The sequence below is a fragment of the Aliiglaciecola litoralis genome, from assembly GCF_039523355.1.
In the GTDB taxonomy this organism is placed as follows: Bacteria; Pseudomonadota; Gammaproteobacteria; order Enterobacterales; family Alteromonadaceae; genus Aliiglaciecola; species Aliiglaciecola litoralis.
On record NZ_BAAAFD010000002.1, the window covers coordinates 67,192 to 90,931 of the forward strand.

The window sequence follows — 23,740 nt, forward strand, 5'->3', positions numbered from 1 at the left end:
AATTATGTATGAACTAACAAACAAAGACGTCCATGCCATCTCAGGGTGTGGCGCTACCGAGGAACAACAGACGGGCTACGTAATTGGCTATGCAGTTGGCTTTTTAGTTAGGGCTGCAGCGTATACTTTCGGTGGCAGGGGCGGATACAAGCTTGGTCTGGCAGCATATGATGCCATTCATAAAAGCAACTGATAATTAGCGGGGGCCATCCCTCGCATTCATTTAATAAAGGAATTGAGCATGAACCCAAAGATAATAACGTTTACTTATATAATGCTTTACTTAAACATTGCCTTTAACTTAATTTCAGCAACCATATCCTGGTTTATAGATGATATTGCATTAAACACTAATCCAACTTTTCAAACAGCGTTACTTTTCGTGATTGCAGGGCTACTCTTTTATCTCTCTTTTAGTAAACAATATTGTAATGAGTGACGGCATAGTAAAAAGAAGGAGTGAAGCTAATGGATCCTAAACTTGAAAAGTTTACCTATATACTTATTTTCATAAATATTTTTACTACTCTTTACTCTAGTGCTTATCAATGGATAGTAAATGACGTAGACATACATGCTAATCCAGTATTTCAAACATCACTGCTTTTTATGATTGCAGGTTTGCTTTTTAATCTAACTAACAAAAAAGCACTGAATACACCTAAAACTTAGGTTTTGTTAATGATTACACTCGGTTATAGTTAAGCTAATTGCAACAACTTTGACGTAGTAAATGGCAACAGAACTTGAAATAGAGCAGGCACTGCAGAAAATCGATAGGTTACTCGAGGCTCACCCATCGTTAATGGATGCGTATCAGCAATTGGAGCCAATGATACTGAGCTTGTTTGGTGCTCAGCGTATGAGTATTTTTCAACGTCGTCGTCAGCATCAAGATCTGGTCGCCCGCTTTAAAACAGGCAAAGAAACGCGTCAAATTAAAGTGCCTATCAGTCCGCAATCAATCGCGGGATACGTGGCCCTGAGTCAAAAACCACTACTGATTAGTGATCCTTATAACAGTCAAGAGCTGGCAGATATCCATCCTCGTTTAAAATTTGCCGACAAGTTTGATAAGAACACGTCATTTAAGACCGAGAACATTATTTGTGTGCCTATTCTCAATGCCGGTGTGTTGATGGGTGTCATGCAGATAATCAACAAAAACGTGGGGGCATTTGGCGACGCTGATTTAACCATGGCCAATTCGCTATCGGAAATCTTGGGCAATAAGTTTCGTTATGAGTTGGGCGGAACTAGCAATCCATTCGATTACTTAGTGCATCGCAAGCTGATGTCTGAAAAAGACCTTAAACAGTTTACTGAATCAAGCAAAGACATCCGTCAATTAATTCAGCGTTTAGTGTCAGAAGCGCGTATACCTGAAGACGAATTGGGTAACGCTCTGTCGGTACACTATCAAGTTCCCTATTTGAACTATCAGCCTGAAAAATACCATGTGTTGCAAAGCGGTAATAAATTAAACCTTTCTTATCTCAAACGAAATTACGTAGTCGTATTGGCGGATGCCTCTGAAAATCCCATTGTGTTGATGGCTGAACCGAACAACGCCGCATTGTTGATGGAAATTGAAAGTGCGCTTGGCATAGACAGTTACGAAATCAGCGTCGGCTTACCGAATCAGGTATTACAGTATCTAGGCGCCAGCGGTGGCGGTGCTGCACCTGGCGAGATGGATGAAATCCTCGATGAAATAGGCACTAGCGCTGAAGAAATGGATGACTCAGGCGAGGAAATGTCGGACGACGCCCCTGCGGTTGTTCGATTAGTAAGCCGAGTGTTGCATGATGCTAAACGTTTAAATGCCTCCGATATACACGTGGATCCTGAAAAAAATGGTCCAACGCGCGTCAGGCTGAGAATTGACGGCGTATGCCGTGATGTCACTCAAGTACCGGCCTCACACCACAGTGCTGTTATCGCGCGCATCAAAATTATGGCGAACTTGAATATCGCCGAAAAACGGGTTCCGCAAGATGGCAAATTGGCGTTTAAAATGTCAGGCCAACTAGTTGAAGTCCGGGTTGCCACTATTCCCACAGTGGCTGGTGAAGGTGTTGTCATGCGGATATTAGCAGCAGGTGGCGCTTTACCTATTGAGAAAATGAATATATCGCCGCGCAATATGACAATGCTCAAAGATATGATCAAGAAGCCACATGGTATTTTATTGGTGGTGGGACCAACAGGCTCGGGTAAAACCACCACCTTACATGCCATCCTAGGGTATCTGAACACCCCGGATAAAAAAATCTGGACCGCAGAGGATCCAGTAGAGATTACTCAGCCTGGTTTGCAGCAGGTTCAGGTAAGCCCCAAAATTGGCTTCACCTTCGCCAATGCTCTCAGAGCGTTTTTGCGTGCTGACCCAGATATTATTCTGATCGGTGAGATGCGGGATAAAGAAACCGCCCATGCTGGTATCGAGGCATCCCTCACAGGTCACTTGGTACTATCCACGTTGCACACCAACTCAGCTCCCGAAACCATTACCCGTTTGCTCGATCTCGGACTCGATCCGGTCAACTTCTCTGATGCTTGTGTGGGGATCATGGCACAACGTTTAATACGCACTTTATGTAGCAACTGTAAAGAAGAGTACGAGGCCTCCGACGTCGATATGTCGTTTATCCGTCGTCAGTATGGTGAAGAATATCTTGCGGAATTGAATATCCAAGAACCCCTGATTCTACATAGGGGAGCCGGATGCGAAGAATGCGGTGACACCGGCTATAAAGGTCGAACTGGTGTGCATGAATTACTGGCAATGACTCCCGATTTACGGTCACTCGTGTATAAAGAGTCATCGGTGACTGAGATGAAGCAGCAGTCTATGAAAGACGGAATGCGAACCCTGACTCAAGATGGCATTCTTAAAGCCATCAAGGGAGATACCGATCTGGCGCAAATCCAGATTATCAGTGGTACCGATTAAACACTAACTACTAATACATTTACCTTAATCCGACACCAATATTTAGGCTAATAAAAAAGGCCATTATCCAACGGATAATGGCCTTGAAAAGTCAGGTTTTGAGGGGACATAAAAGGCGACTAAGCGTCTTGTTTTTGGTTTGGCAAACTGTTTAACAACTGCTTATTAAATACGTGGAAATCATTTATCGCAGAAACCAGTTCATTGGTATCAACGTCCTGCACACGATTTACCAGTGAGTTAATCAGCTTTTCATACTGTTCGCTGTCTTCCAGCTTTTGCTGAGATTGGTCCAGTACATTGAGCATTTTAGCCAAGTAGTCACTAACACGCTCAACAGGTTTGGACGACGCGTTCGTGGCCGACTCATTACCGTCGTATTGCGACACCGACTCATACGCTTTCACCACCTCAACCTGCTCTTGTCGCGTTAATTGCAAGGCGTAACCTGCAAGCTCTTGTTTATCAAAGCCAAGCTCTAAGGCTTGATTAAAGGCAGTTTCAATATCGCCATCAAAAAAGTCCTTGGCTAAATCATTCGCGTCACTGACTAATTGACCAATGGAAGCTAATTCGGCTTCATCTAATTCGCCATTGACGGTAAAGCTCAGATTGCTCTGACTGAATGACATGCTTTGCTGGCTGACACTAGTGGTGCGGCCTGCCGATTCAGCGTTAGATTGTGCCGCAACTTGCGGATCGGCTGCTGTAACGTCGGTAGAATCGGTTGACTCGTTCAACGGCACCTCATCCGTTTGCAGTGGTTCACGAGGCATGACATCGTTGCTTTCCATGTCTTTTGATTTAGCAGGGCCTGATGCTTGCTCACTCACGATTTGACGGTTAAATTCAAATGCTTGTACACCGGTAAACTGAATATAGACTTGGTCACCGTCACGGGTGCGAATGTTTAGCTCTCCACTTTCTTGCTTAGCATAAGACACACTTTCTGACGTCTTAGTAACAGCAGCACTTGATGGGTACGCTGTATCTTGTTGTACAGGATTGCCGAAGATTTCATCTTGCAAACGTTGAATTCCGCGCTCAATTAATTCCGCGCTGGCCGAAATACCACCTGAAATTTCTTCGCTCATGAAGCCTTCAAGTTCTTTCTCTGCCATTTTAATCCCTTTAGCCACCCCAGAGCGAGCTTGGTCAAAAAGATCCGTCAATGTAGCCTCATCAGCACCACTTTTGGCTGCACCTGAAATTACGCCACTGACAAATCGCAGCACATTCTTAGCGATTTCTTCAAAGTCGAATAACCCCTTTTGCGCTTCTTTGGGTGCAGGTAAATTTGCTTGTTTGTCGTCGAGTCGCAAAGATTGATTTAACGAATTGTTGTAAATTCTCAAGCCCACAGTGGTTTGCGAACTTAGTTTACTCACTGAACTCTCAGAGTTTGCGCGGATCCCTTCAGCAGCCTGTTTCAGGCCAGCTTCTCGCAATTGGCTTTGAGCATTCTCATTTGGGTTAATTAGGGGTTTATTCCCTAAAAACGCTTTAATTTCACTAAAGTTCATATCAAATACCTCACTATCCTCGTTAAATAGTATCGGCGATAATTACAGTTTAATGAGTTTTTATTTGTAAACATGTTCAAAAAATCAGCAAACCTTGGCAGCAGAGTCAAATTAAAGCCGCAAATACCCGTTGCAAGCTAAGATGAAGTCTTTACAATTCGTGCTGTTTTCTAGCAACAAAGACGCCGACTTATCATGCGACCTACCGAAATCGACCCAAGCCAATACGCCGCTCAATTAAAGCACAAAGAGGCGCACCTGGAACAGCAGTTTAACAGCTTCACTATGCCCTCTCTTGAGGTGTTTGGTTCTGAGCCGTTGCACTATAGAATGAGAGCTGAATTTCGAGTCTGGCATCAAGGTGATGACTTGTTTCACATCATGTTCGACAATCAGACTAAGCAAAAATACAAGGTCGAACATTTCCCACCGGCAAGTCTGTTAATCAATCAGGTGATGACCGATTTACTTGATTTAATCAGGCACAACGAACTCGCACGCAGAAAGCTTTTTCAGATTGACTATTTGAGTACCCTCAGTGATGAAATTGTAGTTTCTATGCTGTATCACAAACCCTTGGATGAACACTGGGAACGAGAAATTGAGGGGATTTTAAAGACGTTACGCCTAAGCTACAAAATCGATATTGTCGGCCGTGCTCGCAAGCAAAAATGGGTTAAAGATAAAGACTACGTCACAGAAGTATTACCGATCGCTGATCGCAACTATCAATTTCAACAAATTGAAAACAGTTTCACCCAGCCCAATGCTGGCGTAAACATCAAAATGATTGAATGGGCATTGGATGTAACTCAGCAAAGCCAAGGTGATCTGCTGGAGCTTTATTGTGGTTTAGGCAATTTTAGCATACCCATGGCGCAGAATTTTGAGCGCGTTTTGGCGACCGAAATTTCTAAGACCTCAGTGCAAGCCGCGCAACAGAATATTGCGGATAACGGGTTAGACAATGTCACTATTATCCGTATGTCGAGTGAAGAGTTTGTCGAGGCGCAGCTAGGAAAACGTCAGTTCAATCGGCTCAGTGGTGTCGATCTGCAAAGCTATAATTGCCAAACCGTGTTAGTTGATCCACCAAGAGCAGGTTTAGATGAGACTACCGTTGAGATGGTAAGTAATTACCAAAACATAGTGTATATTTCGTGTAATCCAACAACTTTGCAGGAAAACCTAGCAGTACTGAGCAAAACCCACGACGTCCAACGGTTTGCTCTGTTTGATCAATTCCCTTACACCCACCATGTAGAGGCTGGCGTATATTTGGTAAAACGATGATCTTGTGCATTGCTACCCGATCATTCTTTATGCTTACTGTACTCGCGTGCTCCGTTTGAAATAAAGCGCAACTGTACTTTTAAGCGTTGGGCCAAATTGGCAGTTTGGGCATTGTCCAAGTCTAAGGCTTCTGCGCCAGTACTAAATACCAACTTCACCATGGCTTCCGCTTGCAAATTTGCCAGTTCTTTGGGCAGCTTAGTGGTTGCAACTGTGTAATCTGTTAACTCTTGCGTGAAGTGCTGGATTTCCCTAACAACTGCCGCTCTAAACGCATTTGACGTGCCTGTGTGCTCACGTAAAAGTAGTCTGAATACGTTGCTATTCGCAGTGACAAATTCCATAAAGGTATCAATCGACGTGCTAATAACGCCACCGCCAGAAGCAATCCTGACGCGGGCTTGGCGCATCAGTTGACGCAGAGTCAATCCAGCTTCATCGACCAGCGTCAGTCCTAATTCATCCAGATCTTTAAAATGGCGATAAAAAGAAGTCGGTGCAATCCCGGCGGCACGAGCCACTTCACGTAAACTCATGCTGGAAAAACTGTGTTGCTCGTCGAGTAATCCAAAAGCTGCATCAATAATAGCTCGGCGAGTTTTGAGTTTTTGTTGCTGTCGATTTAAGGTCACAAGGTTCCTAATAAAGTTTAAAGTAAATTGTTAAAGCAACGTCGATTACATCGCAGTCAGAGTTATTTTTCAACGAATTTACTTGATATCCTCGCTAGGTCAAGCTAAATTAGCGTACAGTTGTAAGCTCAAAAAGCGTTAAAATTATTAGATGAAAAAAGCTCCCATTATATTAACTAACATCCTTGTATTCTCAATTACCGGCCTCATCGCCTTAGTGGGCGTACCTCTAGAAGCCTATTTCAATGGATTTGATGGGATAGAAATTGGCGCCTGTATTTTCTTGATTTATTTTTCAGGCATGTCGATAACTGCAGGCTACCACAGATTGTGGTCACACAAATCCTATGATGCTCATCCTGTTGTGCGATTCGTTCTCGCTATTGGTGGTGCGATGGCACTGCAAAACAGCATTTTACACTGGTGCTCTGATCATCGCGTACACCACCGCTTTGTGGACCAAAATGGCAAAGACCCCTACTCAGCCAAACAAGGATTTTTCTTTTCTCATATTGGTTGGATGCTAAGAGATTATCAATCGCAGCGTTATAGCAATTACAGCAACTGCAAAGACTTGCAAAAAGATGCCATTGTCATGTGGCAACACAAATATTATTTACCTTTGGTGCTGGCTACGAACTTCGGGATCCCGGCGTTGCTTGGCCTGTTAAATGGCGATGTTTTGGGTATGTTGTTATTGGCCGGTGTGTTCAGATTGGTCGCCGTTCACCATGTGACTTTTTTCATCAACTCATTGGCCCACATTTGGGGTAAGCAGCCTTATACTGACAAAAATACCGCCAGAGACAATGGCTTCATTGCTTTCTTCACATTTGGTGAGGGATATCATAATTATCACCATATTTTTGAGTATGACTACCGTAATGGCATTGAATGGTGGCAATTTGATCCAACTAAGTGGTTAATTGGTTCCTTGGCTTTTGTTGGGTTAGCGAAAAATTTACGTCGTGTTCCTGAAGAGCGAATTGAGAAAGCGCGTATGGCGATGATGATGCAGCGCACACAACAACGGATTTCAACGATGCACGGCGCAGAAGAGTTAATGAACAAACTGCAACGAGAATACGATGTTCTGATGACCAGAATGAGTGACTACTATGAGATTAAGAAAAGTTTGTTGGAAAATAAGCAAGCGAGTCTTAAAAAGTCGTACGAAAATCTCGAATTGGCGTATAAATATCGTGAAATGAAACAACGAATGATATTGCAAAAACGTAAATGGTTAGAGCTGAACCAGTTGCGTTTCGCAATGAACTAAACTCCACTCGGGATAAAGTTCATTAGACAACCGCGTAGATAATTAAAAGCCTGACAAAATGTCAGGCTTTTTTGTGTACAACAACTTTTTAAGGTTTAACGTCAATCCATTAACGAGTTCAGGTTACTTACACTTTAACCTTTCGATTTCTGCTCATCCAAGAATTCAATGAGATTATCGTATGGCATGGGTTTGGCGTAGAGAAATCCTTGTGCTTCATCACAGCCGAGTTTGAGCATGTAGCTTGCTTGCTCACGCTTCTCTATTCCTTCCGCTATGGTTTGCAAACCTAAACGATTGCCCAAAGTCACAATAGTCTCTGCGATGAAAGCAGATTGATTGGGTTTAATCTCATTAATGAATGAACGATCAACTTTCAAACGGTCCAGCGGTAACTGCTGCAAATAACTCATCGAAGAGAACCCCGTACCAAAGTCATCTATGGCGATTTTGATACCAAATGCTTTAAGCTCTCGCAAAGACTCGATAACAATTTGCGGCTCATCCATAACCACACTCTCGGTAATTTCCAGCTCAAGTCGAGCCGGTTCAATCTGGTATTCTGTCACAATGCGAATGACCATATTAACGAAATCGGGATCACGAAATTGGGGCATCGAAATATTCACTGCCATCCGGACGTTATCATAGCCTGCCTGAGTCAGTTTATTTAACCTACGGCAAGACTCCTCAATAACCCAAGCACCAATATCGATAATCAACCCTGAGTATTCGGCAAGAGGGACAAACACGGAGGGTGAAATAAATCCTTCACTAGTGGGCCAGCGTAACAAGGCTTCCATTCCGACCACTCGCTCCGTCACAAGATCGACCTGAGGTTGATACCAAAGCTCAAGCTTTCGAGCTGAAAAGTCCGTTCTGAGCTGTCTAATCAGACCCAATCGCCAAGTGGTCTTTTCTTCCATCTCAAGTTCGTAAAACCCAAAGTTGGTGTTTAAATCTTTTTTGGCTCTATTTAGCGCAATATTAGTCTGTTTTAATAAATCGATGCCGCTAGTTTCTTCATCTACCAGCTTGCACAATCCCATCGTAATATTTATTGGTAAGGTGTGATCGCCCGCCTTGAAGGGAAAAGAAAACAATTCATTAATCCGTTGCGGATTGACAACGGATTCACAACCAATAAGGCCAAACACATCTGCACCAATGCGGCCCATTTTGACGGTATCACCAAAGCTGTCTTGAACTCTTTCTGCGACAGCCTGAAGTAGATGATTACCGGCGTCTTGACCAAGACCGTCATTAACATCAGAAAAGTGTTTAATATCAATTAAGGCGACCACATTGGCCCCTTCATCTGTAGCCATTCGAATGTCGTCGAGCATATTAATAAATTCGTTTCGATTTGGCAGTTTTGTTAACCAATCACGAAAGGCTGCGTTGCGTAGCTGATGAAACAGGTTTACGTTTTCATAGCCAACTGAAATGCTGGACAAGAACACTTCTAGCAGTTTTTGATGAATCGGGCTAATTTCATCTTTAATTTTCAAAAAAACGGCGGCTTCGTAGCCGGAACTATTCAAAAAAAGTACTGAAAAATCGCTTTCAAAAACGTGTTTTTTAGATTTCAAACATTTATTAACTGCTTCAACAATTCTCTTGTCATGCAAATTGTCTAGGTTTTCATTAATATACTTGGCGAACTCCCCAGCAGCACCCAACACGTATACACTGTTGTCTTCGCGATCTAAAACAGCTCCGGCTCTGGCACACACCACTCCACCAGCGTCCAGGCCGATAAGCGAACTGATCTGAGTGACAATACCTTCACAGAATCCTTTGACGGAATGTTCTTCAAGCAAATTGGCCGCAGACATTATGATTTTTTCTAGACCATCACGACTTTGATTGATGGTAAGGATTTGCTGATATGAACGCAGTGACGCGATAATGGTCGTCACTAATTTGCTGCGCGTTAACTCTGTCTTGGTTTTATAATCATTGATGTCATATTCTTTAATGACACTCTCTTCTGGGGCATAACCAGGTTGGCCGGTGCGAAGAATGATACGCGGCTCCATTAAGCCAAGCTCTTCTCGCATTTTACGTGCAACAACGAGTCCCGCGTCATCCGTTTCCATCACCACATCAAGTAACACTATGGCCAAACGATCGCCCATTTGTTCCATGATTTTAAGTGCTTGTTCGCCGGAATAGGCATGATGAAAATGAAGTTTTTTGTCATTGAGCATAAGATCAGACAAGGCAAGTCGCGTGACCGAATGAATCTCTTCATCGTCATCAACTACCAAAATATTCCAACGACCATACACCGTCTCGGATTCATCTGATTCTTCTTCATCAAGAAATATCAGTTCGTCATTATCATAACCCGTTGAAGACATTTAGTTTTCCGCTATGTAAACACCAAAAAAGGTGAGAAAGAATTATCCACATGGTAAACATATCGTAATATGTTAAAAAGAGGAATAATAATTGTAGCAAAAATCGACTTGGTCAGCCCAATCAAATATCAATTACAGGAAAGTCATACAGTAAGGTTATGAAAATCGAAACCAATGTGCCGCCTAGCGCTTTAATAAAAACGGATGCAGCTGAGGTCAAAGTAGCGAGTTCGGCCCCAAAAGACACGACAAAAGCGGCTCGCTCAGATGGCAAACAACCCGCTCCAGTCAAAGACAAAATGCTGCAATGGTTTGCGCGCGCGGGCATTGTACCAAGCAATTATTCTGCTATTGAGCAGGATATCGGTAAACGTGTGACACGACACCAGTTTGTCAAAGCACAACGGAAGTTAAAAAACCTTGAGCGGATTTTGGAATTAGCAAGCAATTATAGTTTTGAACAAAGTACTTCCGAAGAGATCGACCCCGATTGGTTTTTCAGTTTCATCGAATTGGCCGAAGATATTAATGCCCCCGCGATGCAAGAATTGTGGGGCAAGATATACGCAGTTGAAATTAGTCACCCGGGCAGTTTTTCCATGAAAACGCTGCATATTTTAAAAAGTTTGACCCACAAAGACGCGAAACTATTTAAGATAGCGGTGAGCCTATCGAGTCGGAAAAAAGGCGAGCATGGCTTAAAGATTATCGTCGGTTATCATCAAAAACCTAGTCTGCTATCTATGCTCAGATTAGCAAAACATCATCAAGTAAATATTGCAGCTCATGGGTTGGCCTACCCTGATCTATTATCACTCATGGATCTAGGACTTATATATAGTAGCGAAATTGAAACCGGTGAACTTAACATTGATAGCCGCAGTCAGTATCGCTGCGGACCAGAAACCTACTATTTATCCCCTAAAAAAAGGGGGTTAAGCCTGACGTATTACAAACTTACATCCACAGGCGTAGAGTTAGCTCGGTTAATACACGGCAAAGCAAAAAGTCGTTATCTGGAAGAGTTATTCCAAGTCTTGGCTGTTGATTTTGATCTCTATTAGCACAACGTTAGTTTAAACATTCTTTATCCAACATTCGGGGGTTTACATGTTATCTCCCGACTAACACAAGGACACGCTATGACGACTGATACCTTTACGCCACCAAAAGTATGGACCTGGGACGCAGAAAGTGGCGGTAAGTTTGCCAACATTAATCGCCCTGTAGCGGGCGCGACATCGGAAAAAGAGCTGCCGGTAGGAAAGCACCCATTGCAGCTTTATTCTTTGGCAACGCCCAATGGCGTTAAAGTCACCGTCATGTTAGAAGAATTATTAGCGAAAGGACACGCGGGGGCTGAATACGATGCGTTTTTGATCGATATCATGGAAGGCGATCAGTTCACCAGTGGTTTCGTTGAAATCAACCCTAATTCGAAAATTCCGGCGCTTGTGGATCGCAGTGTAAAAGAGCCGATAAGAGTGTTTGAGTCGGGTTCCATCTTGTTATATTTAGCGGAGAAGTTTGGTGAGTTCCTACCCACAGAACCAGCCAAGAAAGCGGAGTGTCTGTCTTGGTTATTCTGGCAAATGGGCAGCGCGCCAATGCTAGGTGGTGGCTTTGGCCATTTTTATGCCTATGCGCCAGAGAAGTATGAATACCCAATAAATCGTTACACCATGGAAGTAAAGCGCCAATTAGATGTCTTAGATCGCCGCTTGGCTGACAATCAGTTCCTCAGCGGTGACCAATATACCATCGCCGATATGGCTGTCTGGCCATGGTATGGCGCGTTGGTGAAGAATAAGGTGTATGAAGCCGCTGAGTTTCTTGAAGCACACACCTACACGAACGTTATCCGTTGGACCGATGAAATAGCTCAACGAGAACCCGTGAAGCGCGGCCGAATGGTAAATCGAACTTGGGGTGAACCAGAAACGCAACTACACGAACGTCACGATGCCAGCGATTTCGAACTAAACACAGAAGATAAGAAATAGCTCGCGATACGAAACAAAAACGACGGAGCGCAGCGACATCTCCTTCTTGAGTGTCGCGAGCTTGCTCTACACGTTTCTCCTTAACACCGCACGAAATACGAAACAAAATTTCATCCCGGCAGAGCTCTTAAATGCGCGCACGCAGTGCGGGAACTTCTGGACTCCTGTTTGTACTTGGCTGAGTTAAACTGTTTGAGAGATCCCCAACAAGAGCACTTGGGGATGACAGACTTTTTAGCACTTAAATGCGCGCACGCAGTGCGGGAACTTCTGGACTCCTGTTTGTATTTGGCTGAGTTAAACTGTTTGAGAGATCCCCAACAAGAGCACTTGGGGATGACAGACTTTTTAGCTCTTAAATGCGCGCACGCAGTACGGGAACTTCTGGACACCTGTTTGTATTTGGCTGAGTTAAACTGTTTGAGAGATCCCCAACAAGAGCACTTGGGGATGACAGAATATTTTGGTTTCGGGGATGACAGAATATTTTGGTTTTGGGGATGCCAGAATATTTTGGTTTTGGGGATGCCAGACTTTTTAGCTCTTAAATCCCATCACCAAATTCGTGCAGGCCACATTCGCGTTTCATTCCGAAGAAGCGCGTGTCTTGCTCACTCATGCCAGCTTCAATGGCGCGAGTCGTATGCCAATCGCCGATAGACACATAGCCTTTTTCCCAAAGTGGATGATAAGGCAGTTCATGCTTTTTCAAGTATTCATGTAAGGCTTTATTCGACTGGTCAATAATAGGGTAAACCTTGATTTGTCCTGATACGCGCTGCAATACTTTTAAATTCTCGCGCGAATCTGACTGTGAGCGTCTTAATCCTGCAAACCAAGTCCCCGCATTTAGCTCTTCTAACGCGACCTGCATAGGCAAGACTTTATTTAGCTTATTGTACTTTTCAATTCCCTCGACACCCTGCTCCCACATTCTACCGTGACGAGCCTCTTGCCAGGCCGCTGAAATGGGTGCTCGGTACACTTTGAGGTTTAAACCAAGACGCTCAGTCAGTTGATCAATAAATTGATAGGTTTCGGGAAAAAGGTAGCCCGTATCGGTAAGCACGACCGGAATATTTGCATACTGCTCGCTCAACAAATGCAACATCACAGCAGATTGCGCACCGAAACTGGAGGACACTATGTGTTCGCCAGGCAGGTTAGCAAGCGCCCAGTTTACCCGTTGCTTTGGCGACATCGCTTCAAGCTTAACGTTTAGGGCGTCAAATTCAGTTTTCTCGAGTTTATTCACCCAAGTGTCTTGTGAATTTTGTGGTGATGATTGCAATGCGAGGTTAGGCATAAAAATCCTTAGCTGAATTAATCACAGGAGCAACAACCTGTTCTCGGATCAGAAAATCTCCAAACCCTTCATTGTCGTTACCCTTAGTTGCCCACAGTCCTATGAGTTCATCAAGATGAGTGAGGATTTCCTGCTCACTGATGTTTTCTTTATACATTTTCGGGATGCGTGTCCCTTCGCGATCGCCACCTAAATGCAGGTTATATTTACCCGGACCTTTTCCTACCAATCCCACTTCAGCAAGCATTGCCCGCCCACAGCCGTTAGGACAACCAGTGACACGGAAGATAATGCTTTTTTCGGGAATACCGTGTTTCTCCAGTAATGCCTCGATATCGGTCACTGCACCGGGCAAATAACGCTCCGCTTCCGCCATCGCTAATGGACAGGTGGGTAATGACACACAGGCCATAGAGTCTAAGCGCTGATTGCTTACACCATCAGTGATTAAACCATGCTCGCGGGCAAGGGCTTCAATTGCTTGTTTGTCTTCGGCGGCAACGCCAGCAATGACTAAATTCTGATTGGCAGTTAACCTAAAGTCCCCTTTATGTATTTTGGCAATCTCGGCACAACCGGTTTTCAGCGTCTTTCCGGGATAATCCAAAATCCGGCCATTTTCAATGAATAAGGTCAAATGATACTTACCATCAATACCTTCAACCCATCCAAAGCGGTCTCCACGGCTGGTAAACTCATAAGCTTCACTAGGACCAAAGGTGATACCGGCACGCTTTTCTACTTCCGCTTTAAAGTTCTCTACGCCAACCCGCTCTAAGGTATATTTGGTTTTGGCATTTTTACGGTTAACCCGATTGCCCCAATCCCGCTGGACACTGACGACAGCAGCGGCCACATCCAAGGTGTGATCGACGCTAATAAAACCAAAATCATCGGCTTTTCTGGGGTAAGTACTTTGATCACCGTGGGTCATCGCAAGTCCACCGCCCACTAGTACGTTAAAGCCAATGAGCTTGCCTTGCTTGGCAATGGCGACGAAATTCAAATCGTTAGCGTGCACATCTATGTCGTTGTGCGGTGGAATAACCACGGTAGTTTTGAACTTTCTCGGTAAATAATTATTGCCCAAAATAGGCTCTTCTTCGGTGGTTTCGACCTTTTCACCGTCTAGCCATATTTCAGCGTATGCGCGTGTTTTAGGTAGCAAGTGTTCACTGATTTTCTTTGCCCATTCATACGCCTGTTGATGCACTTCTGACTCAACCGGGTTAGAGGTGCACAATACGTTACGATTTACGTCACCCGCGGTGGCAATTGAATCAATACCCACTTTGTTTAACATCTGATGCATCATTTTAATCTTCGGCTTTAATACACCGTGAAACTGAAATGTCTGGCGGGTAGTTAAGCGGATGCTGCCATATAAACTGTGATCTTTGGCAAATTTATCGATGGCCAGCCATTGTTGTGGTTGAATGATGCCGCCGGGCAAACGCGCCCTGAGCATGACATTTTGTAACGGCTCCAGTTTTTGCTTGGCTCTTTCCGCACGTAAATCACGATCATCTTGTTGATACATGCCATGAAAACGAATTAGCTGAAAATTATCTCCAGTAAATCCGCCAGTTAAGTCATCGGTAAGATCTTTGGCAATAGTACCGCGTAGAAAATTGCTGTTTCCTTTGATACGTTCGTTATCGGAGAGTTTTCCTTCGACGATAAATTTGTTGTTATCAGACATTAATAGACATCCTTCTGATAGCGTTTTGCGCGGCGCAGTTCAGTTAAGTACTGCTCAGCTTGTTCAGCATTTTTGCTACCATGCTGTTGAATAATAGTAAGTAGTGCATCGTGCACATCTTTGGCCATATGAGTGGCATCACCACACACGTAAAAGTGTGCACCGTCTTGCAGCCACTTGTAAACCTCAGCGCCTTGTTCGAGCAAACGATGTTGCACATAAATTTTATGTTCTTGATCACGTGAAAAAGCCAAACTGATTTTGTCGACGACACCATCTTTAACAAAGCGCTGCCATTCAGTTTGATACAAAAAATCCTGCGTGAATGTCGGATTGCCAAAGAATAACCAGTTCTTACCTTCTGCTTCTTGCTCTGCACGCTCTTGCATGAAAGCTCTAAAGGGCGCAATACCGGTTCCAGGTCCCACCATGATGACAGGGGTATTGGGATCGTCAGGCAATCTAAAGTTGTTATTGTGTTCAATGAACACTTTAACTTCCTGACCTTCTTCGAGTCGTTCGGCTAGAAAGCTTGATGCACCACCTTTTCGCGGCTGCCCGTTAACATCGTATTCCACTAGTGCCACGGTAAGGTGTACTTCATCTTCCACCTCAGCTTGGCTTGAAGCAATCGAATACAATCGAGGTGTGATTGGGCGCAGTGCTCTGGCTAATTGCTCAGCCGTTAATTCAATTGGAAAATCTTTTATAATATCAATAATTTGTCTGTCTGCGAGATATTCGCGAAGCGCAGCTTTATCTTCAAACAGAGATTGTAACCTGTCGTTTTTAGCCACCTCTAGATAGCTTTTTACAAAGGTGGGATAACTTAAGGTTAATTCAAACTTTTCAAGCAGAGCTTGCTTGATGCTCAGCGTGTCTTCACCTAAAGTGATGCTCTCGTCCGCAGCAATAGTCGTCAGTGCTAGTACTTCGTCAACAAGCGCCTCGTCATTGATAAACCAAATTCCGATTGCATCTCCAGGCTGATACTGAATGCCAGATTCCTCTAATGAGATCTCTACGTGACGGATATCTTTAATGGAGTCTCTACCGGTAATCTTCTGACTAAGGGATAATGTGGCAGGAAATGGATTTTTCTTAGTAAACTCAGAGGCCGCAGCTGCAGGCGCATGAGCAACCGAGCGCGGTAATTGAACTACCTGAGATTGCTTGGCGGTTAATTCATCTTTAAGCTGCGTGGTGATCTGATCAATAAAGGCGTTAGCAGCAATGTCGTAATCCACATCACAATCCACCCGCGGTGCTAATCGATCGGCACCTAGTGCTTCTAAGCGAGCATCAAAGTCTTTGGCGGTCTGACAGAAGAATTCGTAACTACTGTCTCCTAAGCCAATAACGGCAAATTTCAGTTGCGGTAATTTAGGCGCTTTTTTACTGGCTAAGAATTCATGCAACTCAACAGCATCATCTGGCGCATCGCCTTCACCATGAGTACTGACCACAATCACTAGGTGACTTTCGTTTTTCAGCTGCTTGGCTTTATAGTCCGCCATACTTGCTAAGTTAACCGTAATACCTGCTGATTCAGCTTTGGTTTTGTACTCTTGGGCGATGCCTTTAGCATTGCCGGTTTGCGAGCCATACAAAATGGTCAATTTTTTATCAGCCGCGACCGCTTCCACAGGCGTTGTGACTGCATTAGCCACTTGGCTATTTGCCAAACCCGCTAAATAACCACTCATCCATGTGAGTTGGTCTTTGTTGAGCGGCGCAATTGCGCTGTTTATTTCGGCCCACTGACTCTCATTAAGAATCGCTGGCGGCACTTGTGCTTGGTTGGTTGAAGATGACATAAATCGCTAACCTCTATTTCAATAGGATAGAGGTTAACGACTTTTTTAAATAACAGGAAAGACTAAAATAAGATTTTTTATTACTTAATGGACTTAGAAGCTACTTATTGATTATGAAACTTAAAAAAGGTATTTCTTATCAAGTAAGTAGCTAACGTTCGCGCTAACTTAGAAGTGTAATTCTAAGCCTGCAAACACACCACTAAATTCCAGATCAGAGTAGATATTGTCGAGATCTTCAAGCTCAAGCGAGGTCGCTCGATAGCCTATCTGTAGGGTCATATCCACGGCAAGGTTATCGACAAACTCATAAGCTAAAGCGATTTCGTAATCACTTAAGGTGTGATCATCAATAGCCAAATAACTACCTTCCGCGTATACGCCAAGCCCCGTAAAAGGTAAGCCAAAATACACACGCGAATACGCCATAGGCACCACACCTGAGAATTCTTCGCGGGCGAAATTATTGGTATCGCCAGTTTCTTGAACAAAGATTTCACCATCAATGTATTTGGCATTGATACCAAAATCAAAGCTCACCAAGTCGTTATCGAACAACTCATAATACAAAATAAAGTCGGTATTGCTCATGTCGACTTCAGTGGTGAGCGGCGTATTCACATTGAAAATTTCACCATTGAACCTAAAGCTACTGTTTAACACCACATCGCCCATAGTGTCCAACGCCGTTTGACGTATTTTTACATTAGGTATAAATGGTATTGGGTGTTCCAATGCAGCATAAAAACTGCCTTTGGTCTCAGTATCAAAGTCAAATTCAGTCAGTGAGGCATCATTTGAGAAGCCGCCTTTGGCATCCATATTCCACGCTTGGGCCCCAACATAAAGTCCCAATAGTGTGTCGGCCTGCGCCGGAGCAGCAACCACTGCGGTTGCTATCAATAAAGAGGTAATTGCACGTTTCACTCAGTTATCCTTGATTTAGTAATTCACTTAACTCAATTAAAGCAGCATTTGCTCTGGAAATATAGTTTGCCATTACTAACGAGTGATTAGCTAGCATACCTAAACCACTTCCATTCAGTACCATTGGACTCCAGATTGTCTGTTGTGTGTACTCCAATTCGCGAATAATTTGCCTGAGACTGACAGTGGCGTTTTTCTTTTCAAGCACATCGGCAAAGTCAACTTCAACCGCTTTTAAAAAGTGAATCAACGCCCACGACGCGCCTCTGGCTTCGTAGAAGTTGTCATCGGTTTTCCACCAGCTGGTTTTTTCATAGCTTTGTGATGGTACAGGGGTTGATGACTGTGCATCAGGATCACCTGCCAAGTCGGTATTAAGGGTTTCCTGACCGACACTAGCACTGAGTTTTTGCGACATACTACCAAGTCGTTTTTCAACTTGCTTGAGCCAGTCACGCAAGTTGTCTGCGCGCGAATAAAACTGTGCTTCACCTTGGGAGCGATCAGCCAGATCGGTGCGATACAAATAAAGCTCTTGTAACGCATCGGTATACATAGACTCGGCCGAAGGTAACCACCAACGTAGGTGATTCATATTGACCGCAGGTTGCGCTTTAATCAATTGTGGGTTTTCTTTTGATTGCGATTGAGAGCGACTAAAGTCTTTGCGCATGGCAAGCGCTAAATCACGGGACATTTCTAGCACCCCAAATTCCCAACTGGGCATATTGTCCATCATCACGCTTGGCGGGATAACATCATTAGACAAATAACCACCGGGCTTATCCATTAGCTGCTCGATCACTTTGATCAGAGTGTGCGTAGTAGTGTAACCCGTGACTACTTTCTCCCCATTTTGTTGCGCATGGCTTTGCGCTTCGGCACGCACATTAAATAGATCGGGCTCTGAGCTCCAATACACCGATATCAGCCAAAATATAAAAAATAGGATGGTCACAAAGGCGAAAATCCATCGAGCAGTTAAAAATCGTTGCATAGTCTCGTCCTTAATAAAAAATTCATTACACTCTAGTCTAGGTCAGAACGCGTATTATTGGTGATGATGTGAGCTTTCATTGCCCGGCATGACAACAGTAGCCGTCACATCAATTTTTTGATTGTCACCGGTCACAAGGGTAAAACTAACCTGTTGGTTTTCTTGTAATGGCTCGGCTAAGCCAAAAATCATGACATGCAAACCGCCTGGCTTAAAAGTGACACTTTCGCCTGCGGCAATTCGAACCTGTTGTTGTTGCTCCATACGCATCATATCACCATCCATAATGTGAGCGTGTAATTCAGCCTTTCGAGCAAAGTTGAGTTCTGCGGCAACGATAGACTGGTCTTGGGTTCCGCTATTCTCAATGGTGAAATAGGCAGATGTATTAGGCACGCCGGGTGGCAACAATCTTACGGTTGCATTTGAGACTTGTAATTGAGCCGATGCCGCCTGGCAGTAAAAAGCCAAAACCAACACAAAGCTGATAATGATGGTGTTAACCGTTGATATTTTCAGCGCCAAAATAGGATTCTCTTAAAATTCAAAGTGATTGCTCAATTATTCGTTAAAAACTATCCCTTTGCCAGTAAACTTATTTCAATACTGAGCTTTAGGCTTATCTTTTACTAACCAAATAATAAAGGCGATCACTAATAGCATTGGCCAGAACATGGCAACCCCAGCAAATACCAGCGCTAAGGCTCCAGCAAACAGCCCAACAATGAGCGCACCAAACACACTGACAGCGACAATGGCGCCAATCACTGCCATCACCGCACCAATAATAGTGATACCCGCAATGGATTCCATTGGACCCAACATGTGATCATCAAAATGTATCGTGAAATCAAACCATTCATTGGCAATGATCCCACAACTGTAAGTGATTAATACGGCAATTAAGACAGCTAAGATGAAGTTTTTCATCTTGATTCTCCTAGTAACGAGTTGGCAGCAACACCACAGCAAGTAAATAGGCGATACCAACAACCATTGGCATAAAAATAAAGGCGACAATCGCGGCAGCTCTGACCATCCAAGACTCTACGTTAAAATGGCGGGCCAGTCCGGCACAAACACCTGATACTTTGCCATTAAGCGTATCTCGATATAGTTTGTTTGGGTTTAAATAATCTTTCATGCTAACTACTCCTACTCAGATCACATTTACGATTGGTATAATCAATTTAACTCAACGTTTGGCTTGAAAATATCAAGCCAAACGCGGTTTTAATCTAACTTCTAGGCTACTTTTTTACGTAAGGCAGCTAACTCTTTCTCAATATTTTCATCAAGTTCAAGCTGCTGGATCTCAGCGGTTAATGAGTTGCCGTTTGAGACCAAGTCATAGGCCTCAACCTGAGATTCCAAGTCATCAATTTTGCGTTCGTAATGCTCAAACTTGGCGATCGCATCATCTATTTTGACCACTTGCTCGGTAGTTTTGACTTTAAGGCGCACTGTTGCAGATTGTTGTCTGATTGAAAGCGTTTTCTGACGACTTTTCGCTTCTTTTAACTTGTCTTGTAAACGCGCTGTATCATCTTGTAACTTTTCAATCGTTTCATTAACCATGTCCATCTCTTTATTGAGAGATTGCAAGTTTTCTTGCGCTTTGTTTTTCTCTATCAAAGCCGCTCTGGCAAGATCTTCACGATCATTCTTTAATGCCACAGCCGCTTTGTTCTGCCAATCTTTCACCTGCGCTTGCAAATTGTTTTGCTTGCGCTCTAAGTGCTTTCTATCGGCCAAACTGCGTGCTGCAACTGAACGGATTTCAACTAAGGTTTCTTCCATTTCCTGAATAATTAAACGAATCACCTTGTGCGGGTCTTCTGCTTTATCCAATATTGCATTGATATTAGCTTGTACTATGTCTGATATTCTTGAAAACATACCCATTTTTCGATCCTCCACGATAACTATGAATGTTAAATTCCGAATCACATTAATGTCATTCTTCAATTAGCTACCGTTACTATTACAAGGTACGTGCCAAGCTTGCCGGAAACTCTACTCCGTTGTTTTTATTAGTTATTTTTTAATTTCAGAAAATATAAAAATGTCTTCGACTATCGTTGAATTACGTTTTTTGGTCAAATTCACTAACTAATTGGTCAAAACGTAAATGCTAAAGGGGAGATTTTTATCGGCACAAAATAGCGACTATTTCAGCTTCGAAGCTACACTCTTATGCGGCGCTGCGGTATGGTAAAAAAATAATAATATTGTGTCCGCCACGCCTTGTGGCTTAACAAAATATCCAAGGAATGCGTTTTGAATCCATTAAACCTTTTGATCATTGTATTGCTGATCTTAAATTTAGTTGCCACTGTGTGGTTTGGCATCAATCAACCCCAAGTGCAGCCGATTGAAGCCGTGAGAAACAAGATCACCCACAATCTTCCAGGTGTGGTAAACGCTAGCGTACGGAAGCAGCTAGTAGACGAATATATCAAACATTTTAATAGCCAAAACTTAGACGGACTCTATGCCATGTTTAGTCCGGCGGCAAAAGCACAATTTTCTAAACAAAAATCAGATGAGACCTTTACGAAACTCATCACATATTTCCGCTCAGTACGAGATGGCGCGTTTACCCACTCTGAGTTTGTTGGTGCAAATGGTGATACTAAGCACTTTGTCTTACATTACGCGTTGAAGCTGGATGAAAATAGTGACTTTTCGCAAACCGGCACCTTGAAGGTGACGATCGCTGTTAGAGGTACGGAGTTTGAAATCTATGGTATTCACATGAACGCGGGCTAGCAATCACACCAAACTCAAAGGTCGTAAGCGGCCCTATAATTTTGCTAAGAGATCTAACAGTGTCTCAGCCTGATACTGCCTAATATCTGGCAACAGTTCTTGAGACTGATGTTGAAACTGACAAAAACATCCTTGTTTAACTGCGTTCCTTGTTTAGTTAATTTCACTAAACTGACCCGGGCATCTCTGGCAAGAGACTTTTTTTCTATGAGAAGGTTCTTCTCCATAGGATTCAGTATTCACGTTATCCCAGAGGCAGTAATACCTAGCGACTCGGCTAGTTCGATACGGCTTTTCGTCCCTATGTTAGATTGCGCTAAGAAGTGAAGTATTAGAAATTCATTGAAGCTAACGCCATGCACCGCAAGACCGCGATCAAGCTTTTTTGTGACACGCCCTGCGGTCAAACTTAGCTCGGCTAATAAGGTCATTGATTCAGTAAAGGATTTCGTTGTCATGGTGAATTGGCCAAAAGCACTTAATTGAGTAATCAAGTACACATCAATTATTAATCAATCATAATGAATGGATTATTTACGTTTTAAAAGTGAGGAAGAACTAAGATTACGGAGATATTGACAAGTGCTCATGCCACTTGGAATTCGTCATGACAAAAGGGGGACTAAGATAGCATTAAATAGTTGAGTGTGACGGTCACTACTGCACTGAACGTTGACCGTCGTGATACTCGAAACTTGCGGTTTGAACCGGAGCTGCAGCACCGGCTTTTCGGCTCTCTACTAAACTAAAGATAACTGCGGCCGCCAGATACGCCATCACCGGTGATAGCAATAATATGAGTAGATCAAAATGATTAAACATAGTATCTCTCCTATTATTCCGCTTTGCTATTGTGTTCCTTAAGCTCGGTATCTTCATCAGTTAGATCAGTAATGGTGACATTGGTCGCATAATAATCGGCTTCAGAATCCAACGACAATGTGTAATTAGCGGTTAATACTGCTTCTTGCAACCCGTTACTGATTTCTTGCTTAGTGGCGTAAGCGGCATGAGAAACCAAAGATCCAACTAACTGCTCTACTGATACTTCTGCTGCTTGTGAAGTCGTCGAAAAAGCGAGGCCTGAAAGAACGATGGCGGTAGCACTGATTTTGTTAAACATAATATTCTCCTTAATACTGCTGTTGTTTGAAGTCACTGATTAGCCAGTTACTTGTTAAGTCGCAGTCTTTATAGCGATAGTTGTGCCAACTCACCAAAAAAATCGTATCCAACTGATTTAAAAGAATATTTTATTGTTTATGGTATTTAAAAGAAGATTATTACAATCTTAACCAATGGGCGAAACTCAACAATTAGCTTTTTTGACCAATCAAATTAGTAAATTTCGCCAAATGTATAATTGGCCGCGTTACTCAAACATCATACGTCTGTGTAAGGACGAACTAACACAGACTACTATTAGCATCGGCTAGCGCTAAAAAGGTAATAGAAGACGGTTTTAAGTTCCCTTAGGAAAGTAAAGATTAGGCGCTGAAGTTTGGGTTAACAGAAGGTAACCGTTTGTTGGCGTCTTTTTGAAATGAAAAGCAGCAATTGCTTAGGTTAAGTTGGGCTCTAGATAAGTTACAAGTTCACGGTTTGAACATCACCAGCTGAACCTTCATAACGCTGCCCATTGTAATTAATGCCTGTCACGTCCCTTACATAGTATACGAAGTGAGGAAGGTTGCCACTCGCGAAAGTACGTGACTCAAACTTCTTGCCATAAGCACAAAAATAGCTGTTCCCAAATGCATTCCAACCTGGAGCAAGCCTTGCAGTTGGACTCGATTGCCCCGTCACAGGCTCGGCATTAGCCAGCAAATTATTCCACAGATTCACACAAAACTGCGTGCCACTGCCACTTCCGGTAGGCCAGTTTGAAACAGTATCAATCGGGATGGTGATTGCGCCAATCGTTAAAGGGTTTTGGTTACGCACTAAATAGGTATTTCGGACTAGGTCCACTGCGGATTTAAAGGTGCCAGCCTCAAACTTAGAGGTTGCGATGTGGGCATCGGACGACACATCTATCATTCGTGGTAAGGCGACTGCACTGAGTATCCCCAAGATGACAATCACAATAATTAGTTCGATCAGCGTAAATCCCTTTTGCACTACAATTTTCTCTTTAAATTAGCAAAGTCGCGAGGTGGCGCACAGT

The 23,740-nt window shown here is 43.4% G+C and carries 24 protein-coding genes; 8 read left to right on the forward strand and 16 right to left on the reverse strand.

Going from position 1 to position 23,740, the window contains the following annotated elements; translation table 11 throughout:
• Nucleotides 1-4 precede the first annotated feature (4 nt).
• The 3 genes from ABD036_RS03940 to ABD036_RS03950 all read left to right on the forward strand — a co-directional run bounded on the left by ABD036_RS03940 (nucleotide 5) and on the right by ABD036_RS03950 (nucleotide 2,956).
• Entirely contained in the window at nucleotides 5-193 is a 189-nt protein-coding gene (locus ABD036_RS03940; RefSeq protein WP_343856722.1) for a hypothetical protein, read from the forward strand.
• 275 nt (nucleotides 194-468) lie between these two features.
• Nucleotides 469-672 carry a hypothetical protein gene (locus tag ABD036_RS03945; protein ID WP_343856724.1) on the forward strand — a complete coding sequence of 68 codons (204 nt, stop codon included), beginning with the start codon at nucleotides 469-471 and terminating at the stop codon, nucleotides 670-672.
• Between the two features lie 133 nt (nucleotides 673-805).
• A complete protein-coding gene (locus ABD036_RS03950; protein ID WP_425542551.1) occupies nucleotides 806-2,956 on the forward strand; it encodes a GspE/PulE family protein in 2,151 nt (716 codons plus the stop codon).
• 119 nt (nucleotides 2,957-3,075) lie between these two features.
• Here ABD036_RS03950 and ABD036_RS03955 read toward each other — a convergent pair whose 3' ends face one another.
• Nucleotides 3,076-4,479, reverse strand: a complete 1,404-nt coding sequence (locus tag ABD036_RS03955) for a DUF5610 domain-containing protein (RefSeq protein ID WP_343856728.1) — start codon at nucleotides 4,477-4,479, stop codon at nucleotides 3,076-3,078.
• Between the two features lie 195 nt (nucleotides 4,480-4,674).
• On the opposite strand from ABD036_RS03955, the gene trmA reads away from it, so the two are divergent.
• Complete coding sequence (gene trmA / locus ABD036_RS03960; protein WP_343856730.1) at nucleotides 4,675-5,772, forward strand: tRNA (uridine(54)-C5)-methyltransferase TrmA; 1,098 nt, start codon at nucleotides 4,675-4,677, stop codon at nucleotides 5,770-5,772.
• 20 nt (nucleotides 5,773-5,792) lie between these two features.
• Here trmA and fabR read toward each other — a convergent pair whose 3' ends face one another.
• Nucleotides 5,793-6,404, reverse strand: a complete 612-nt coding sequence (gene fabR / locus ABD036_RS03965; protein ID WP_343856733.1) for an HTH-type transcriptional repressor FabR — start codon at nucleotides 6,402-6,404, stop codon at nucleotides 5,793-5,795.
• A 151-nt stretch (nucleotides 6,405-6,555) separates the two neighbouring features.
• On the opposite strand from fabR, the gene ABD036_RS03970 reads away from it, so the two are divergent.
• Nucleotides 6,556-7,683, forward strand: a complete 1,128-nt coding sequence (locus ABD036_RS03970) for an acyl-CoA desaturase (protein WP_343856735.1) — start codon at nucleotides 6,556-6,558, stop codon at nucleotides 7,681-7,683.
• A gap of 134 nt (nucleotides 7,684-7,817) precedes the next feature.
• Here the strand turns inward: ABD036_RS03970 and ABD036_RS03975 are convergent, their stop codons facing one another.
• Nucleotides 7,818-10,049: a bifunctional diguanylate cyclase/phosphodiesterase gene (locus ABD036_RS03975; protein WP_343856737.1), complete on the reverse strand. Its 2,232-nt coding sequence runs from the start codon at nucleotides 10,047-10,049 to the stop codon at nucleotides 7,818-7,820.
• 158 nt (nucleotides 10,050-10,207) lie between these two features.
• Here ABD036_RS03975 and ABD036_RS03980 point away from each other — a divergent pair, with 158 nt between their 5' ends.
• Together ABD036_RS03980 and yghU are read left to right on the forward strand one after the other, a co-directional pair.
• Nucleotides 10,208-11,113, forward strand: coding sequence for a TIGR03899 family protein (locus ABD036_RS03980; protein ID WP_343856738.1), 906 nt, complete (start codon nucleotides 10,208-10,210; stop codon nucleotides 11,111-11,113).
• A 78-nt stretch (nucleotides 11,114-11,191) separates the two neighbouring features.
• Nucleotides 11,192-12,052 (forward strand): glutathione-dependent disulfide-bond oxidoreductase, encoded by an 861-nt coding sequence (yghU, locus tag ABD036_RS03985; protein ID WP_343856740.1) that lies wholly within the window; start codon nucleotides 11,192-11,194, stop codon nucleotides 12,050-12,052.
• A gap of 544 nt (nucleotides 12,053-12,596) precedes the next feature.
• Here yghU and ABD036_RS03990 read toward each other — a convergent pair.
• The 9 genes from ABD036_RS03990 to pspA form a co-directional block, all read right to left on the reverse strand.
• The gene (locus ABD036_RS03990; protein WP_343856742.1) at nucleotides 12,597-13,358 is read right to left on the reverse strand and encodes a phosphoadenylyl-sulfate reductase; all 762 of its coding nucleotides are present in this window, start codon (nucleotides 13,356-13,358) and stop codon (nucleotides 12,597-12,599) included.
• Entirely contained in the window at nucleotides 13,351-15,060 is a 1,710-nt protein-coding gene (gene cysI / locus ABD036_RS03995; RefSeq protein ID WP_343856744.1) for an assimilatory sulfite reductase (NADPH) hemoprotein subunit, read from the reverse strand. The genes ABD036_RS03990 and cysI overlap by 8 nt, the downstream gene beginning before the upstream one ends.
• Nucleotides 15,060-16,877 (reverse strand): assimilatory sulfite reductase (NADPH) flavoprotein subunit, encoded by a 1,818-nt coding sequence (locus tag ABD036_RS04000; RefSeq protein WP_343856747.1) that lies wholly within the window; start codon nucleotides 16,875-16,877, stop codon nucleotides 15,060-15,062. Before ABD036_RS04000 ends, cysI begins: the two co-directional genes overlap by 1 nt.
• Before the next feature lie 168 nt (nucleotides 16,878-17,045).
• Nucleotides 17,046-17,804 (reverse strand): TIGR04219 family outer membrane beta-barrel protein, encoded by a 759-nt coding sequence (locus tag ABD036_RS04005; RefSeq protein ID WP_343856749.1) that lies wholly within the window; start codon nucleotides 17,802-17,804, stop codon nucleotides 17,046-17,048.
• A 4-nt stretch (nucleotides 17,805-17,808) separates the two neighbouring features.
• Complete coding sequence (locus ABD036_RS04010) at nucleotides 17,809-18,801, reverse strand: DUF2333 family protein (RefSeq protein WP_343856751.1); 993 nt, start codon at nucleotides 18,799-18,801, stop codon at nucleotides 17,809-17,811.
• Between the two features lie 54 nt (nucleotides 18,802-18,855).
• A complete protein-coding gene (locus ABD036_RS04015) occupies nucleotides 18,856-19,326 on the reverse strand; it encodes a copper chaperone PCu(A)C (protein ID WP_343856753.1) in 471 nt (156 codons plus the stop codon).
• Nucleotides 19,327-19,401: 75 nt separating this feature from the next.
• Entirely contained in the window at nucleotides 19,402-19,731 is a 330-nt protein-coding gene (locus ABD036_RS04020; RefSeq protein WP_343856755.1) for a hypothetical protein, read from the reverse strand.
• Between the two features lie 10 nt (nucleotides 19,732-19,741).
• The gene (locus ABD036_RS04025; RefSeq protein ID WP_343856757.1) at nucleotides 19,742-19,945 is read right to left on the reverse strand and encodes a PspC domain-containing protein; all 204 of its coding nucleotides are present in this window, start codon (nucleotides 19,943-19,945) and stop codon (nucleotides 19,742-19,744) included.
• Nucleotides 19,946-20,046: 101 nt separating this feature from the next.
• Nucleotides 20,047-20,706 carry a phage shock protein PspA gene (pspA, locus tag ABD036_RS04030; protein ID WP_343856760.1) on the reverse strand — a complete coding sequence of 220 codons (660 nt, stop codon included), beginning with the start codon at nucleotides 20,704-20,706 and terminating at the stop codon, nucleotides 20,047-20,049.
• A 375-nt stretch (nucleotides 20,707-21,081) separates the two neighbouring features.
• Here pspA and ABD036_RS04035 point away from each other — a divergent pair, with 375 nt between their 5' ends.
• Nucleotides 21,082-21,573, forward strand: a complete 492-nt coding sequence (locus ABD036_RS04035) for a hypothetical protein (protein ID WP_343856762.1) — start codon at nucleotides 21,082-21,084, stop codon at nucleotides 21,571-21,573.
• A gap of 239 nt (nucleotides 21,574-21,812) precedes the next feature.
• On the opposite strand, the gene ABD036_RS04040 is transcribed toward ABD036_RS04035, so the two are convergent.
• The 4 genes from ABD036_RS04040 to ABD036_RS04055 form a co-directional block, all read right to left on the reverse strand.
• The gene (locus ABD036_RS04040) at nucleotides 21,813-22,031 is read right to left on the reverse strand and encodes a hypothetical protein (protein WP_343856765.1); all 219 of its coding nucleotides are present in this window, start codon (nucleotides 22,029-22,031) and stop codon (nucleotides 21,813-21,815) included.
• A 199-nt stretch (nucleotides 22,032-22,230) separates the two neighbouring features.
• Nucleotides 22,231-22,395, reverse strand: coding sequence for a hypothetical protein (locus tag ABD036_RS04045; RefSeq protein WP_343856767.1), 165 nt, complete (start codon nucleotides 22,393-22,395; stop codon nucleotides 22,231-22,233).
• 13 nt (nucleotides 22,396-22,408) lie between these two features.
• Complete coding sequence (locus ABD036_RS04050) at nucleotides 22,409-22,696, reverse strand: hypothetical protein (protein WP_343856770.1); 288 nt, start codon at nucleotides 22,694-22,696, stop codon at nucleotides 22,409-22,411.
• Nucleotides 22,697-23,160: 464 nt separating this feature from the next.
• Complete coding sequence (locus tag ABD036_RS04055; RefSeq protein ID WP_343856772.1) at nucleotides 23,161-23,694, reverse strand: prepilin-type N-terminal cleavage/methylation domain-containing protein; 534 nt, start codon at nucleotides 23,692-23,694, stop codon at nucleotides 23,161-23,163.
• Between the last annotated feature and the right edge of the window lie 46 nt (nucleotides 23,695-23,740).

Coding starts and splice junctions, on each gene's coding strand:
- trmA (WP_343856730.1), top strand. CDS start 4,675: ATGCGACCTACCGAAATCGACCCAAGCCAATACGCCGCTCAATTAAAG.
- ABD036_RS04000 (WP_343856747.1), bottom strand. CDS start 16,877: ATGTCATCTTCAACCAACCAAGCACAAGTGCCGCCAGCGATTCTTAAT.
- ABD036_RS04050 (WP_343856770.1), bottom strand. CDS start 22,696: ATGTTTAACAAAATCAGTGCTACCGCCATCGTTCTTTCAGGCCTCGCT.
- ABD036_RS04020 (WP_343856755.1), bottom strand. CDS start 19,731: ATGAAAAACTTCATCTTAGCTGTCTTAATTGCCGTATTAATCACTTAC.
- ABD036_RS03975 (WP_343856737.1), bottom strand. CDS start 10,049: ATGTCTTCAACGGGTTATGATAATGACGAACTGATATTTCTTGATGAA.
- ABD036_RS04025 (WP_343856757.1), bottom strand. CDS start 19,945: ATGAAAGATTATTTAAACCCAAACAAACTATATCGAGATACGCTTAAT.
- ABD036_RS04045 (WP_343856767.1), bottom strand. CDS start 22,395: ATGTTTAATCATTTTGATCTACTCATATTATTGCTATCACCGGTGATG.
- ABD036_RS03970 (WP_343856735.1), top strand. CDS start 6,556: ATGAAAAAAGCTCCCATTATATTAACTAACATCCTTGTATTCTCAATT.
- cysI (WP_343856744.1), bottom strand. CDS start 15,060: ATGTCTGATAACAACAAATTTATCGTCGAAGGAAAACTCTCCGATAAC.
- yghU (WP_343856740.1), top strand. CDS start 11,192: ATGACGACTGATACCTTTACGCCACCAAAAGTATGGACCTGGGACGCA.
- ABD036_RS03940 (WP_343856722.1), top strand. CDS start 5: ATGTATGAACTAACAAACAAAGACGTCCATGCCATCTCAGGGTGTGGC.
- ABD036_RS03990 (WP_343856742.1), bottom strand. CDS start 13,358: ATGCCTAACCTCGCATTGCAATCATCACCACAAAATTCACAAGACACT.
- ABD036_RS03945 (WP_343856724.1), top strand. CDS start 469: ATGGATCCTAAACTTGAAAAGTTTACCTATATACTTATTTTCATAAAT.
- ABD036_RS03980 (WP_343856738.1), top strand. CDS start 10,208: ATGAAAATCGAAACCAATGTGCCGCCTAGCGCTTTAATAAAAACGGAT.
- ABD036_RS04010 (WP_343856751.1), bottom strand. CDS start 18,801: ATGCAACGATTTTTAACTGCTCGATGGATTTTCGCCTTTGTGACCATC.
- pspA (WP_343856760.1), bottom strand. CDS start 20,706: ATGGGTATGTTTTCAAGAATATCAGACATAGTACAAGCTAATATCAAT.
- ABD036_RS04040 (WP_343856765.1), bottom strand. CDS start 22,031: ATGACAACGAAATCCTTTACTGAATCAATGACCTTATTAGCCGAGCTA.
- ABD036_RS03950 (WP_425542551.1), top strand. CDS start 806: ATGGATGCGTATCAGCAATTGGAGCCAATGATACTGAGCTTGTTTGGT.
- ABD036_RS03955 (WP_343856728.1), bottom strand. CDS start 4,479: ATGAACTTTAGTGAAATTAAAGCGTTTTTAGGGAATAAACCCCTAATT.